The 15,024-nt window shown below is 41.7% G+C and carries 13 protein-coding genes; 10 read left to right on the top strand and 3 right to left on the bottom strand.

Going from position 1 to position 15,024, the window contains the following annotated elements:
* Window positions 1-43: 43 nt before the first annotated feature.
* Both GNIT_RS04775 and GNIT_RS04780 read right to left on the bottom strand, forming a co-directional pair.
* Window positions 44-724 (bottom strand): PspA/IM30 family protein, encoded by a 681-nt coding sequence (locus GNIT_RS04775; RefSeq protein ID WP_014108018.1) that lies wholly within the window; start codon window positions 722-724, stop codon window positions 44-46.
* A gap of 15 nt (window positions 725-739) precedes the next feature.
* Window positions 740-1,135: a DUF2170 family protein gene (locus tag GNIT_RS04780; RefSeq protein ID WP_014108019.1), complete on the bottom strand. Its 396-nt coding sequence runs from the start codon at window positions 1,133-1,135 to the stop codon at window positions 740-742.
* 204 nt (window positions 1,136-1,339) lie between these two features.
* Here GNIT_RS04780 and GNIT_RS04785 point away from each other — a divergent pair, with 204 nt between their 5' ends.
* The 6 genes from GNIT_RS04785 (at window position 1,340) to secF (ending at window position 7,515) form a co-directional block, all read left to right on the top strand.
* Entirely contained in the window at window positions 1,340-1,597 is a 258-nt protein-coding gene (locus tag GNIT_RS04785) for a DUF6471 domain-containing protein (RefSeq protein ID WP_014108020.1), read from the top strand.
* 237 nt (window positions 1,598-1,834) lie between these two features.
* Window positions 1,835-2,875, top strand: coding sequence for a tRNA preQ1(34) S-adenosylmethionine ribosyltransferase-isomerase QueA (queA, locus tag GNIT_RS04790; protein ID WP_014108021.1), 1,041 nt, complete (start codon window positions 1,835-1,837; stop codon window positions 2,873-2,875).
* A gap of 223 nt (window positions 2,876-3,098) precedes the next feature.
* Window positions 3,099-4,217, top strand: coding sequence for a tRNA guanosine(34) transglycosylase Tgt (tgt, locus tag GNIT_RS04795; RefSeq protein WP_014108022.1), 1,119 nt, complete (start codon window positions 3,099-3,101; stop codon window positions 4,215-4,217).
* 97 nt (window positions 4,218-4,314) lie between these two features.
* Complete coding sequence (gene yajC / locus GNIT_RS04800) at window positions 4,315-4,653, top strand: preprotein translocase subunit YajC (protein WP_014108023.1); 339 nt, start codon at window positions 4,315-4,317, stop codon at window positions 4,651-4,653.
* Between the two features lie 60 nt (window positions 4,654-4,713).
* Window positions 4,714-6,561 (top strand): protein translocase subunit SecD, encoded by a 1,848-nt coding sequence (gene secD, locus GNIT_RS04805; protein WP_014108024.1) that lies wholly within the window; start codon window positions 4,714-4,716, stop codon window positions 6,559-6,561.
* Window positions 6,562-6,570: 9 nt separating this feature from the next.
* Window positions 6,571-7,515, top strand: coding sequence for a protein translocase subunit SecF (secF, locus tag GNIT_RS04810; RefSeq protein ID WP_014108025.1), 945 nt, complete (start codon window positions 6,571-6,573; stop codon window positions 7,513-7,515).
* A 91-nt stretch (window positions 7,516-7,606) separates the two neighbouring features.
* Here secF and suhB read toward each other — a convergent pair whose 3' ends face one another.
* Window positions 7,607-8,380, bottom strand: a complete 774-nt coding sequence (gene suhB / locus GNIT_RS04815) for an inositol-1-monophosphatase (RefSeq protein WP_014108026.1) — start codon at window positions 8,378-8,380, stop codon at window positions 7,607-7,609.
* A 208-nt stretch (window positions 8,381-8,588) separates the two neighbouring features.
* Between suhB and GNIT_RS17640 the strand changes: the two genes are divergently transcribed.
* The 4 genes from GNIT_RS17640 to iscR all read left to right on the top strand — a co-directional run bounded on the left by GNIT_RS17640 (window position 8,589) and on the right by iscR (window position 15,022).
* On the top strand, window positions 8,589-12,476 hold the full coding sequence (locus GNIT_RS17640) for a hybrid sensor histidine kinase/response regulator (protein ID WP_014108027.1): 3,888 nt from the start codon (window positions 8,589-8,591) through the stop codon (window positions 12,474-12,476).
* Between the two features lie 299 nt (window positions 12,477-12,775).
* On the top strand, window positions 12,776-13,552 hold the full coding sequence (trmJ, locus tag GNIT_RS04825) for a tRNA (cytosine(32)/uridine(32)-2'-O)-methyltransferase TrmJ (protein ID WP_014108028.1): 777 nt from the start codon (window positions 12,776-12,778) through the stop codon (window positions 13,550-13,552).
* Complete coding sequence (gene cysE / locus GNIT_RS04830) at window positions 13,552-14,373, top strand: serine O-acetyltransferase (protein ID WP_014108029.1); 822 nt, start codon at window positions 13,552-13,554, stop codon at window positions 14,371-14,373. Before trmJ ends, cysE begins: the two co-directional genes overlap by 1 nt.
* Window positions 14,374-14,533: 160 nt before the next feature.
* Window positions 14,534-15,022: a Fe-S cluster assembly transcriptional regulator IscR gene (gene iscR / locus GNIT_RS04835; RefSeq protein WP_014108030.1), complete on the top strand. Its 489-nt coding sequence runs from the start codon at window positions 14,534-14,536 to the stop codon at window positions 15,020-15,022.
* Window positions 15,023-15,024 lie beyond the last annotated feature (2 nt).

Here is a 15,024-nt window from a genome sequence, read left to right on the forward strand (position 1 = left end):
CAACAAAAAACGGCAGCCTTTTAAGCTGCCGTTCTCAATAAATTTACTTGCCAAGTATGCGGCTTAGTTCGTCGTCAGCGGATGCTTGACCACCTTTGATGCCTGCACCAGCCAATCGCTTTTCGAGATCATCTGAAGATTCGCTTTGTGCTAATTCTTCAGCCGCTTCAAGTTCAGCATTTCGCAAATTTTGCTTTTCTTGGATGCGAGCAAGCGATTCAGTTGCCGTTTTCATCTTACTGTTTGCACCTAGGTGACTAGATGAAACTGCTACTTGAGCACGCTGCACTGACTCTGTCGCTTTGATCATGTCCACTTGCTGCTCCAAACGACGTAAGTTGTTTTTTGCTTGCGTTATGTTACCAGCAAGTTGTTTCTCTGACTTCGTGAACTGATCAAGATAAGTTTGTTCAGTTTCAACTTGGCCACGCAGCTCAGATACGCGTTGAGCGCAATCGAGCGCTAGCTGACGGTCAGTATCAATGGCCTTTCTAGCATGAGCTTCATACTCACCGATAGACTTGTTCAGCCCATCTACTTTCTGCTGTGATAGTTTACATTTCGCTAAAATTTGCGTACGCGCATGATCTGATTTTCTTAATTCGTCTTTTGCTTCACGAATTTCTTGCTCAAGAATTTTAATTGCTTGTGTATCAACAACCGCTTGCGCTGCTTCTGTAGCGGTACCTTTTACGGCAGTAAATAATTTTTTCCAAACTGACATGGCAATCTCCGATTATTATTTAGATTTTAAAAAATCTTGGTATGCATCTAAAAATGCTTCTACATTTTGAAACAATGTTGAAATTTCAATCAACACACTTTGCTCTTTTGACTGCGCACTAAGCGAACCAAAAGCCGTGTAATACTGAGTCCCTGCGACTGACGAAATACCGATAGTGGTTAATGGAAAAATCATGTGCGTTCTCAGAATTTCTTCATTCAACGCAGCCGGGTCTTTCACTTCGTCTAACGAGAACAATAAAGATTCAACTAATATTTGTTCTCCACTAATAGCTAACCAAGCGTCGATTCCATCTTCATTCGCAATAAGCAAACAATCTGCCTCGTGTGTAACTACATATCCCTCTTGAGCAGAAACAACTTCTGCTAGTTGTGATAGTTCCCACGTCATTCATCTTCTCCTAAAAGTGTGTTTTTACCATGTCGTCATCTATAATAGACTCTTACTATTGATTGAACAACAAGGCTGACCTCGAACTTGGGAGAAGTATAGTCATAGGGTAAAAATAAAGTCAAATTATTTTTTCACATTTGGGTTAAATAATGTTTAAATGTGACTTATACGTTACAAAAGAAACTTAAAAATAGGTGATATATGAAGCCAAAAGCAAGCGATTGGCGCAAATTAGTTGAGCGATTATTAAAAGCAGAGCTATCGAAAAAGGGAATAAAGTATCAGGACCTCAGTGATAAGCTAAGTGCGGTAGGTGTGAATCAAAGCGCAGATAATCTAAGAAATAAAATTAATAAGGGCATTTTGGGCTCTGATCTCTTATTTCAAATTATTTTTGTACTCAATATCAAACAAATTAAGTATGAAGATATTGAAGAAATGCTGAGCGACATGCAGTAGTAACTCGGAAATCCCCAAATTTTAGGCAAAAAAATACCCAGAAAAACTGGGTAATAAGTAAGTTTGGGAGAACGTCACTTAATTCGAAACATGTAACAAGAGTACGCCATATTTGTAGAAATAACAGGCGTTTTAAGTATTAAGCCTTAGTATAGGGTATTCTAGAATATACGATAATTTGTAAGTGAAGTTTTTCGTCCCTTACTGATAAAGACATACAGCGATTATGAGAGAGCCATGAAGTTAGCCGATTTTTATTTTGATTTACCTGAACATTTGATTGCAAAACATCCAACAGCGCAGCGAACGCAAAGTCGATTACTGCATCTCAAGGGCGATACAGGAGAGGTTTTACACCAAAAGTTCACTGACATACTAGACTTGCTGCATCCGGGCGACCTCCTAATATTTAATAATACACGGGTGATCCCTGCACGATTACACGGCGCAAAAGCCTCGGGTGGGAAAGTAGAGGTATTAATCGAACGAATACTCAATGATGGTAGCGCAATGGCGCATATTAGATCGAGTAAGTCACCAAAGTCGGGTGCAATTCTGACGATGGAGGGTGGATTACAGATTGAAATGCTCGGTCGCAATGACGCACTTTTTCATATTAAGTTTTTGACAGAAGAAAATGTTTTTGACTTGCTTGAAAAATATGGCCATATGCCTCTTCCTCCTTATATCGATAGACCAGACGATGAAGCCGATAAAGAGCGTTACCAAACTGTATATAACGAGAAGCCGGGCGCGGTTGCAGCGCCAACGGCTGGGCTGCACTTTGACGACGATATATTAAACAAACTAAGAGATAAAGGCGTTGATTTAGCTTTTGTTACGCTGCATGTTGGCGCCGGTACTTTTCAGCCAGTAAGGGTCGAAAACATCGTAGAGCACCAGATGCATGCAGAATATGCCGAAGTTTCACAGGACGTTGTCGATAAAGTTATTGCAACAAAAGCGGCGGGTGGCCGAGTGATTGCCGTTGGTACGACGTCTGTGCGCTCAATTGAATCAGCCGCAAAAGCTGCTGATAATGATCTGATCACTGAATTTATGTCAGATACTAATATTTTTATCTATCCGGGTTACCAATTCAAAGTGATCGATGCAATGCTGACCAATTTTCACTTGCCTGAGTCTACATTGATGATGTTGATTAGTGCATTTGCTGGGCGCGACAATGTAATGGATGCATACGCAAAGGCTATTGAGGAAGAATATCGCTTTTTTAGTTACGGTGACGCGATGTTTATAGAGCGCAAAAATACGTGAGCCTCGCGCTGTTTCTTGTTATACTGCGCGCCGCAATTCACAGTAAGCGTTCACAGTAAGCAGCCCGTATGTTTGTTTACTGTATAACATCAGTATTATACGTTTTTCATTTTTTAGCGCGTTGATGACATTAGTTGCGCATCATGTTCAAAGCTTGAAAGCGTTGGATCCAGTCGTAGTTTGGCATGGCAAGTGCGCTGGGTCGCGAATGTTAGGTTAACAAATGAAATTCAATTTAATGGCTACAGACGGCAAAGCTCGTCGCGGTCAACTTATATTTGAGCGTGGTGTGGTTGAAACACCCGCGTTTATGCCCGTTGGTACATACGGCACCGTTAAAGGCATGACGCCGGAAGAACTTGATGAGTCTGGCGCTCATATTTGCCTTGGCAATACCTTTCACTTAATGCTTCGTCCTGGCACAAGCATTATTAAGCAGCATGGCGACTTGCACGATTTCATGAATTGGGATAAACCCATTCTCACAGATTCTGGCGGCTTTCAAGTCTTCTCCTTAGGCGATCTTCGAAAAATTACCGAACATGGTGTAACGTTTCGTTCTCCTATTAATGGCGAGAAAATCTTACTCACACCTGAGAAATCAATGGAGGTTCAGCGCGATTTAGGCTCTGACATCGTCATGATTTTTGATGAGTGCACGCCTTATCCAGCAACCGAAAAAGAAGCTTCTGATTCAATGGAAATGTCTTTGCGCTGGGCTCAACGCAGCAAAGATGCGCATGGTGATAACCCATCGGCCTTATTTGGTATTATACAAGGCGGCATGTACGAACACTTACGCGACACTTCTTTAGAAGGCTTGGAAGATATCGGCTTTGATGGTTACGCCATTGGCGGTTTGTCAGTAGGTGAGCCTAAAGAAGACATGATACGAATCATCAATCATACAGCACCGAAAATTCCAGAAAACAAACCACGGTATTTAATGGGAGTGGGCAAACCTGAAGATATCGTTGAGGCAGTGCGCCGCGGTATTGATATGTTTGATTGTGTTATGCCAACGAGAAATGCACGAAACGGTCATTTGTTTGTTACCGACGGCGTTGTGAAAATACGTAATGCGGTGCACAAAACTGATACCGGTCCGTTGGACGAAAAATGTGACTGTTACACTTGTAAAAATTATTCTCGGTCATATCTACATCACTTAGACAAGTGCAATGAGATACTTGGGTCAAGATTAAATACCATCCATAACTTAAGATACTATCAACGGATTATGGAGGGATTGCGCACTGCCATTGCGGCGGGAGAGCTGGCTAGTTTTGTCGACGAGTTCTATGCGCAGAAAGGTTTGCCAGTGCCACCTTTGGAAGATTAGCATTGGTATTTGGTTTTTTGGACGATGTGTTCAGGAAGCAAACGAGTATTAAAAATAAAGTAAAACAACAATAAAAACGAAATAAACGAGGATATCTATGAGCTTTTTAATTTCAAGTGCACACGCACAAGATGCAGCAGCAGGTCAGCCGGGTGGTGAATTCGGTATGTTAATTATGTTGGCTGTTTTTGGTTTGATTTTCTATTTTCTTCTATATCGCCCACAAGCAAAGCGTGTAAAAGAGCATAAGAATCTTGTTTCGTCTCTTTCAAAAGGGGACGAAGTGCTAACGCAAGGTGGTCTGGTCGGTAAAATCACGAAAGTGAGCGATGACAAAGATTTCATCGAAATTGCGCTTAACGAATCCAATAACATTGTTGTTCAGAAATCAGCAGTGAGTGCCGTTCTGCCGAAAGGCACAATGAAATCAATATAAACTATCAACAGAGAGTAAAATAGCGCCTAAGGTGCTATTTTGCTTTTGTAGGGTCACATTGTGTTAAATAAAACTCCATTTTGGAAATATATTTTAGTCATATTTGTTGTTGGTATAACAGCTTTGTATGCAATGCCGAATATTTATGGTGAAGATCACGCTATTCAGATTTCGGCAAGTAATAATGCCACTGTTAGTGAAGAGTTAAAAACCTCGATAGAGCGCTCTTTGAAAGATAAAGGCATCGAGATTAAAGGTATTGAGCTCGAGAACGAACGCATACTAGTACGTTTGCTTGATTCTGACACTCAGTTGGTGGCTAGAGAGTTGATTGATAGTACGCTTGATAACGATGACTTCGTTGTTGCTATGAACTTAGCACCAGACACACCGGATTGGCTAGAAGCGTTTGGCGCAAACCCAATGAAGCTGGGTCTTGATTTGCGCGGTGGTGTTCACTTTCTAATGGAAGTTGACATGAACAGCGCAACGACAAAAGCATACGAAGATGTTGTTGGTGATTTCAAACTACAACTTCGAGAAGAAAGAATATTTTACCGTACCGTTGTGCAAAACGCTGACTCCGTAGACGTTATCTTTAGGGACGCTGATATGCTTGAGAAAGCGCAGTTTTATTTGCGCAATCAGTTTGGCAATTTGAGCATTACTGAACGTGACGACCTGACACTACGAGCGACATTTTTGGAAGCTCGCCTGGCAGAAATACGTGACGCGGCTGTCAAACAAAACGTAACCATTATTCGCAGCAGAATAAATCAGCTCGGTGTTGCCGAGCCTCTGGTTCAGAAGCAAGGACAAGAGCGTATTGTCGTACAGTTGCCTGGTATTCAAGATACCGCTAAGGCAAAAGAAATTCTCAATGCGACAGCCACACTTGAGTTTCGCATGCTGGATGAAAAAAATGATGTGCGTGACGCAATGCGTGGAAGAGCTCCCGCAGGGTCAGAAGTTATCTATCATAAGAATGGTCAGCCTTATTTGTTGAAAAAGCAGATTATGCTAACTGGTTCGCACATTATCGATGCTAACAGCGGCGTTGACCAATACGGTGTGCCTAACGTGAGCATTGACCTTGATTCAAAAGGCGGAGCGAAGTGGTCGAAGGCTACGAAAGAAAATATCAAAAAGCCAATGGCAACGGTATTTATCGAATACAAAACAACCGGCGAGCGTGATGTAAACGGCAAGCTTGTGTTTGAAAAGAAAGAAGAGATTATTAGCGTCGCGACTATTCAAGGGCAATTAGGTTCTTCATTCCAAATCACTGGGCTAGATTCTCCAACAGAAGCAAGAGAGTTATCATTGCTGCTAAGAGCTGGTGCGTTGATTGCACCCATTCAAATAGTTGAAGAACGCACGGTTGGACCAAGTTTAGGTAAAGAAAATATCGAATTAGGCATGACTGCTATTATCTGGGGCTTGGCCGCGGTGTTAGTATTTATGCTGATTTATTATCGTGCTTTTGGGGTTATTGCGAATATTGCGCTAGTGCTTAACCTAGTCATGATTATCGGTATTATGTCGATGATCCCAGGTGCGACCTTAACGCTTCCAGGTATGGCCGGTATTGTTCTTACAGTGGGTATGGCAGTAGATGCGAACGTACTCATATTCGAAAGGATTAGAGAGGAATTGCGTGATGGTCGAAGTCCGCAGCAGTCCATCCACTTTGGCTATGACAGCGCATTCTCGACTATCTTGGATGCCAACATAACTACCTTCATTGCCGGTTTGATTCTGTTTGCCGTCGGCACCGGTCCCATTAAAGGGTTCTCAATTACGTTGATGATAGGTATCGCTACATCAATGTTCACTGCGATTATTGTCACTCGTGTGCTGGTTAACAGCATATGGGGCGGTAGACGTGTGACTAAGTTATCGATATAGGAGAGTCACATGGGATTTCAATTACTAAAACTAAACGAAACAATCAACTTTATGAAGTTGCGTGTTCCAGCGATGATTTTTTCAACGCTGTTAATTATTGGCTCGATTGTCTCACTGGGCGTTAATCAATTAAATTGGGGCCTTGATTTTACGGGCGGAACGCTAATTGAAGTGGGCTACGAGCAGTCGGCCGATCTTGAATCGATTAGAGCACAGATGCTAGACGCAGGTTATACCGATGCAGTAGTACAAAACTTTGGCAGCAGTCAGGACGTGCTGATTCGCCTTGCTCCGCGTGAAGGTGTAAAAGCTGTAGACATTGGTGACCAAGTGATGGTGACATTGCGCGCTGATGGCACGAAAGTCGATATGCGACGCATTGAGTTTGTTGGCCCAAACGTGGGTGATGAGCTTACAGAGCAAGGTGGTTTAGCCATGCTTGTGGCGCTTATTTGTATTTTGATATACGTAGCAATGCGCTTTGAATACCGTTTCGCTTTAGGATCTGTCGCTGCATTGGCGCACGACGTTATTTTGACCTTGGGTTTATTCTCAGTGCTGCAACTAGAGTTTGATTTAACCGTATTGGCTGCTGTGCTGGCAGTAATAGGTTATTCGCTTAACGATACCATTGTTGTGTCAGACCGAATTCGTGAAAACTTCCGAAAAATACGAAAAGCAGAGCCAATAGAGATAATTAATATTTCTTTGACGCAAACACTAAATAGAACAATTATCACATCATTAACCACTATTTTGGTTTTGATAGCTCTATTTTATAAAGGTGGTGCGTTAATACACGGTTTTGCAACAGCATTGTTGTTTGGTGTTTTCATTGGTACATATTCTTCTGTATACATTGCAAGTGCAGTAGGCTTAGCACTGGGTATTAGCCGAGATGATTTGATACCAACAGAAATTGAGAAAGAAGGGGAAGACTTAGATCCTTTATAGGAAATGAGAACACCTTACCACTCAAATTTTGAACACAAAAAACCCGCTAATTAGCGGGTTTTTTTATTTTATTCTTACCTAACAAAGGTACTTATTTGAGTCTTTTAACAAGCGCCTGCACAACACGAGGACTGCCAGCAACTATTTCACCGCTTAATAACGGATCGTTACCGCCAGCGAAGTCAGTCACTAAGCCGCCCGACTCGCGCACTAATAGTTCGCCAGCGGCGATATCCCATGGCTTAATCCCACGTTCCCAATACCCGTCAAAACGACCGGCTGCGACATAAGCCATATCAAGTGCGGCAGAACCACCTCTTCTAATGTCGCCACACTCAGAAAATATCTGATTAAAGCTTGTCATATATTCGTTTAACGAGTCTTTGTTTTTAAACGGAAAAGCGGTGGCTAAAATTGTGCTGCCTAATTCTTTTGCTTGGCTAGCGCGAATACGATGTCCGTTTAATTGAGCTCCGTTGCCGCGACTTGCGGTAAATAGTTCACCACGAATAGGGTCGAACACAACTGCTTGGTCTAAACGACCTTTATATTGAAGTGCAATAGAAACAGCAAAATGAGGAATGCCTTTGATAAAGTTGGTGGTGCCGTCAAGCGGGTCAATGATCCATTTATAATCGTCGTTACCAGCAACAATACCGCCTTCTTCACCAACAAACGTGTGGTCTGGATAAGACTGTTGAATTTTGTAAATGATGGTTTGTTCAGCTTCCCTGTCAATTTTCGTTACGAAATCATTTTCGCCTTTTTGTTCGATTTGCAAGTCGTCGAAATTTTCAAATCCACGAGCGATTACGTTTCCTGCTGAGCGAGCTGCGCGCACAGCGATATTGAGCATAGGATGCATAGTTAAAACCACCAAGTTGTAAAAAGAACGGTTGAGTCATGATGTCGAAGATTGCGCATAGTACGCTTTTTGTTCGATAGCATGGCCAAAAAAATCGCGCACATGTTAACAGATAGCGGTGAATGGGTCTATTGGTGTTTTTCATGGCTTATTAATTAATGTATACTTTCGTATCGTAACTGGTATTACCATCTATTAAGGTGCCTTGTTGTTAAATCGGTTAATAAAATGCTGTAGTTTGCTGATACTGCTGTCGCTTAGTATCCTAAGGGTATCAGCGAATGACTACCAATATGAATTACTTAATGATAATGACGGCTTCACGTCGTCGATCATATTTTCGATCGTACAAGATGAGGATGGTTTTCTTTGGTTTGGTACTGGTTTTAGCGGAATTTTACGTTATGACGGCAAAAATGTTGTCAACTTTAAAAACGATCCTAATAATCCTGACTCCTTGCCACATGATAATGCTGGAAATTTAATACTGAGTAAGCAAGGCTATCTTTGGATTGGTAGTTGGGGTGGAGGAGCTATTAAATTCGATCCTTCCACTCAAGTATTTACGCAATTTCAGTCCTCACTCGATAACCCCGACACAATTAGCCACTCTTCGGTACAAAGTATTTTCGAAGATGCTAACGGCGTAGTGTGGTTTGGTACTTTTGCTGGGGGAATCAACAGATTTGATAAAGACAGTCAAAAATTCAAACGATTCTCAATGCAAGATGAAAGAAACAGTGGCCCCTCGAATAACAGAATATGGGATATAAAGCAGACTAAACTTAATGAATTATGGATAGCGACGGAATCTGGCCTGAACAAACTAGACACCGTTACGCTTAAATTTTCTTATTACTTCCCAGAGCCAGATCGACTTCTTTCTGAACGCAATAAAATACGTGTAATTGAAACCGCTGAAAACGGAGACCTGTATTTAGGCACCCAAAATGGTGTCGTGGTTTTGGATACAAAACTCGGTGAATTCAATGTGATAGATAATCCCAGCTTTCCCAATATGGGACCTATATATTCAATGATTGCTACAGATTTTGGTGAATACTGGGTAACCAGTGGCCATGGCATTTTTTCATTTTCCCAAGATGACAAAACGCTGAAAAAAGTAGAATTGGGTTTTGATGATCGCTGTAGTCAGAGTATTTTCCAAGATAGGCAAGGCACCATTTGGCTTAATTGCGAAGGCGTTGGTGTGTATAAAATTACCCAGACTAACATCTTTAAAACGTTTCCCGACCCACTTGTCAAGGCGGCATTTGCGACTGAAGTAGCGAACGACAATAGTGTTTTAGTCGGTACTGCGCAAAATGGTCTTTTTAACTGGAGACCAGAAAGTAATCAGTTAACTAATTTAATTTACAGCGAGACAGAAACAACTTTCCCTGAAATCAGATTTATCACTCAGACATCCAAAGGTGATATTTGGTATGGCAGTTCAAAAAATCTATTTAAGTTAGATGAGCGAGGCAGGCAAATAGAAGTTTTACCACCGGTGGCATTACGGGAAGAATTTGAAAGGTTTACAGATATAGCGACGGACGAAGTGGATAATATTTGGATTGGGACCAAAAATTTACTTTTTGTTGTCAATACAATCGATTTATCGTTTGACTCTATTTCAATAGAAAATTTATCTACCGATGATTATCACTTTTCTCAATTCTATTTGGATCCACATAACAACATGTGGGTGACAGTTCAAAATTCCTTGTATCGTTGGAGTAAAGATACAGAAGAGTTAGAGTTGATAAGTAGTCCTGAGCCATCGTCCAACTCTAGTGAGATCAAAGATTTTATTTATTCAATCTTGATAGATAGCAACGATCAATTATGGATCAGTAATAAAACAGGACTTTTCATGGTCGATCAAAAGTCTGGTGCGAGGCAGGCCATCAGTCGTTATTTTTTGGAACAAGAAAATAAAGGTATTCGTTTGATCAACGAAGACAAAAGTGGCTTTTTATGGCTAGTGACTCCAACCGGTGTTAGCAAGTTTAATCCGACCAGTGGTGATTTTCAACATTATGATAAGCGCGATGGCTTGCCTGGTTCTCGATATTTTCTCAGACCAACAAGCAGTTCCTCAGACGACACCATCTACTTGTCAAGTCGCGACGGTATTACTTATTTTTCACCAGCATCTGTTAAAAATCATAGTTTGGACGAAAACACCGAGCTCACTAATTTTGAAGTATTATCTACTACTACTAAATACAACATAGAACAAATAAAGAAACAGGGAATAAAGCTCAAGTTTGACGAAAGTAACGTTAAATTTGAGTTTGCGACTTTAGATCTCTTAAATGCGAGGCAAATTCAATACAGTTATTTTTTGGAAGGCTTTGATAAAGACTGGATAGAAAACGGCAATAACAACACTGCCACCTACACAAATTTAAGTGGCGGCGACTATGTATTTCGGGTTCGTGCAAAAATAAAGGATGATCTCTGGTATGACCAAGACCTAGCTGTAAATTTAAATGTAGGTATCCCCTTCTGGGAACGGTGGTGGATGCTTGTTGTATATGCAACACTGATTCTGCTGGGCATATTGTATTATTTACAAAGACAAAAAAGAGCCGTTATTAAGTTGGAACGTCAAGTTGCAGAGAAAACCGCAGACATCGCTCAAGAATCCCAGAAGCTAGCCGCTGCGAACCGCATAAAGTCACAATTCCTTGCAAATATGAGCCACGAAATTCGCACGCCTTTGACCACAGTAATTGGTCAGGCTGAAGCTATTATTTGCCGTGATGTAAAACCAGAAGACATTTATAAAGAGGTTGAAATCATTCACGACAGCAGTTTATACCTGCTCGCGCTCTTGAACGATATTCTAGATTTGACCAAAATTGAAGAGAATAAATTTGAGCTTGAGTATGCACCTCAAGATTTACATAGTTTACTAAGCAATATTAATACGATGTTTTCCATGCAGGCTCGCGTCAAAGGACTTTCGTTCAGTTTAATAGAGAATTTACCACGCCCATTTATTATCAATGTCGACGGTTTACGTTTAAAACAAATATTAATTAACCTGCTTTCTAATGCCTTAAAGTTTACTGTCAGTGGCTACGTAAGATTAGAAGTTTTACTGGCGGATAGTCGCTTAGTATTCAATGTAGAAGACACAGGTATCGGTATAAGCGAAGACCAGATCGATCTTATCTTTGGAAGTTTTACCCAAGGAGACAGCAGCATACGCCGACGTTTTGGTGGTTCAGGTCTTGGTTTGCACCTCTCTAACCAGTTGGCCGTATTAATGAATGGTGAGATAACGGTAAAAAGCGAAGTAGACAAAGGCAGCGTATTTACCTTTAGTATGCCTGCGCCACCAGTTATGTCAGCATCGGACAAGCCGAGAGTAAACCTTAAGGTAGATGAATCGTCGTCTACGCCTTTGTTTAATGGGAAAATACTGCTGGCTGAGGACCACTCAGATAACCGTCGTTTGATATCGCGTTTGTTAACCAAGTTAGGTTTAACCGTATACACGGCAGCTGATGGATTTGAGGCTCTGGAGCTTTACAAAGAGCATTCGCCTGAGGTTGTTTTGATGGATATTCAAATGCCCAGAATGGACGGTTTACAGGCTTACAAGGCCTTGCGTGATTTGGGCTGTGAAAAACCGATCATTGCGTTAACTGCAAATGCGATGACAAATGAAGTTGATGAATACTTTTCGCTAGGCTTCGATGGCTATATTGAAAAACCAATTGATCGACAGCTGCTGATTTCAACCATAGCAACGTTTTTTAATGCTAATGATGACGATTCTATGCGCAGAGCTAATTCGATACTTGGAAATATTGATATGTCAGATTTAGTAAGCGAATTTAAAACAAGTCTGATAAGTGAACTTAAGCATTTCAGCGCTGAGCAGGAAAAACAGGATGTTAATGCTCTCAGAGCATTAGCTCACCGACTTTCCGGTGCTTCATATCTATTTGGCTTTGCTGAATTAAGCCGAAAAGCAACGCAACTCGAAACTAATATTAAAAATGGAAAGCTAAGCTTCCTCGAGCTTGAGCCCCAAATTGATGAATTAATTAATGAAATTAGGCATATTATAGGCTAAGCGGCCGACTTAAATAATCTTTGCGAAATGTCTTGAATCATTCCCTGTATATTTTATTACTTTTTTGCAAAAGACAGTGTTTATCGCTTGTGATAAACTTCGCGCCGAAAAAGGTGCCGAGCTAACAGGCAGCGGGCAGCGCTAACTTCGCTTCCACAAGTGTCGGCAGCAATTATTCAGTTTTAAAAACCGAGTCAGTTTTATTTGTCACTCTATTTTGGTCGCAACTCTATTTTGATGTTGACTGTAACTGACTCATCATCTGTATTTGAGCGCTAATAATTTAACGGAATCCTCTCATGCTTTCAGATATTCGCATTGTTTTAGTTAGTACTAGCCACACCGGCAATATTGGTTCGGCGGCTCGCGCTATGAAAACGATGGGGCTCAGTTCATTATATTTAGTCGATCCTGTTTCCCCGCCTGATGGCAAATCGAGTGCATTAGCTGCAGGCGCTGGGGATGTTTTGGCTAATGCGATTACGGTAAACACATTGGAAGAAGCAGTGAGTGACTGTGGTTTGGTTGTGGGTACTTCGGCTCGCTCAAGAACCTTGCCTTGGCCTATGCTGACACCTCGAGAGTGTGGTCAAAAGTTGGTAGTTGAAGCTGAGAAATATCCTGTGGCACTTGTCTTTGGTCGTGAGAATAATGGCTTGAGCAATGAAGAGTTACAGCAGTGTCACTTTCATGTTTGCATACCAGCAAATCCAGATTACAGTTCATTGAACATTGCTGCCGCGGTGCAAACACTTTGCTATGAAATTCGTGTCAATCATCTTGATATTAAAGCGTCACAGCATGCCGCTTCGGCGGTAGCTGAATATCCTTTAAGTGAAGACCTAGAGCGTTTTTACGTGCACCTTGAGAAAACCTTGAAAGAAGTCGATTTTATTGTACCTAACCATCCGGGCATGGTTATGACCAAGCTACGGCGGCTATTTAATCGTGCTCGGCCAGAAGTGCAGGAGTTAAATATTTTACGAGGCATTCTGGCCTCTATTGATAAAAATAATCCGAATAAAGAGATGTTGAGCAAAGAGATGGCGACCAAAGAAAACGGAAGTACAAAATAATGTTTAGTAGAATTCGTGAAGATATTAAAAGTGTATTTCATCGAGACCCTGCCGCCAGAAATACAATGGAGGTACTATTCAATTATCCTGGTTTGCACGCAATTTGGATGCATCGTGTAAGCCACAAGCTATGGCAGTGGAAACTCTATTGGGTAGCGCGCTTCTTATCAAACATTTCTCGCTTTTTAACTGGTATTGAAATTCATCCGGGTGCACAGCTTGGTCGCAGAGTTTTTATCGATCACGGTATGGGTGTAGTAATTGGCGAGACAGCCATCGTTGGTAACGATGTAACGCTATACCATGGTGTTACCTTAGGCGGGACAAGTTGGAAAGCGGGTAAACGCCATCCAACATTGGAAGACAACTCTGTCGTAGGTGCAGGTGCACAAGTACTCGGCCCTATTACTGTGGGTAAAAATGCCAGGATAGGATCGAACTCAGTTGTAGTCAGAGACGTTCCAGAAAATGCTACTTGCGTTGGGATCCCTGGGCGTAATTTGTTGCAGAAACAAAAGAGTGAAGAAGCAAGCTCTGAAACAAAGCAAAAGCGCCAAGTCATCGCAAAAAAATATGGCTTTGATGCATACGCAGTGAGTGAAGAAAACCCCGATCCAGTTGCTAACGCAATGGGCATTATGCTCGAACATGTGCATCAAATGGACACTAAAGTAGAAGAGATGTGTAAGGTGATACAATCACTCGGTGGAGATGTGTGCAGTGACTCAATTCCTAAGCTTGGCGTTAAGGACTTTGCCGATACGGGTATTTCCCCTGTGCTTAAAAAGGCAGCAGTAGACGCTTTTGACCCGCATATTTAATTAAGAACACCTCGGCTTTTCTCGTATTTTGGGTCACATAATGCCGAGGTAGTAATAACCTACTAAAGTGGTCGGGTATATACTTGACAATTTTACTCAGGTATATACAATTTCCTCATAAACTCCAAGCCAATTGGCTGTTCAACGAAATGAGGGAAGTATGAAGCTGACATCAAAAGGTCGTTACGCGGTTACTGCAATGCTCGACGTTGCTCTACATTCGCGCAAGGGGCCCGTGCCGTTGGCCGATATTTCGGAACGCCAAGAAATTTCGTTATCTTATTTAGAACAATTGTTTGCTCGCTTGCGCAAGGAGCAGCTAGTGTCTAGTGTCAGAGGTCCTGGCGGTGGTTATAAACTAGGACGCGCAGCAAACGACATCGCCATAGGCGACGTCATTCGCGCTGTCGATGAGTCAGTTGACGCAACACGGTGCCAAGGAAAAGCAGACTGCCAAGGCGGTGAGCGTTGTTTGACACACACACTTTGGCAAGATCTTAGCGTTAGGATCAGTCAGTTTCTCAATGGCATTACTCTTGGCGAGTTAATGACAAAAAATGAAGTAAAAGAGGTAGCCGACCGACAAGACCTTACAAAGGCATCGGCGAAAAACATAGTGAGCGACATTGAAATCAGTATGCAACTTTAATC

The organism is Glaciecola nitratireducens FR1064 (genome assembly GCF_000226565.1).
GTDB classification, from domain to species: Bacteria; Pseudomonadota; Gammaproteobacteria; order Enterobacterales; family Alteromonadaceae; genus Glaciecola; species Glaciecola nitratireducens.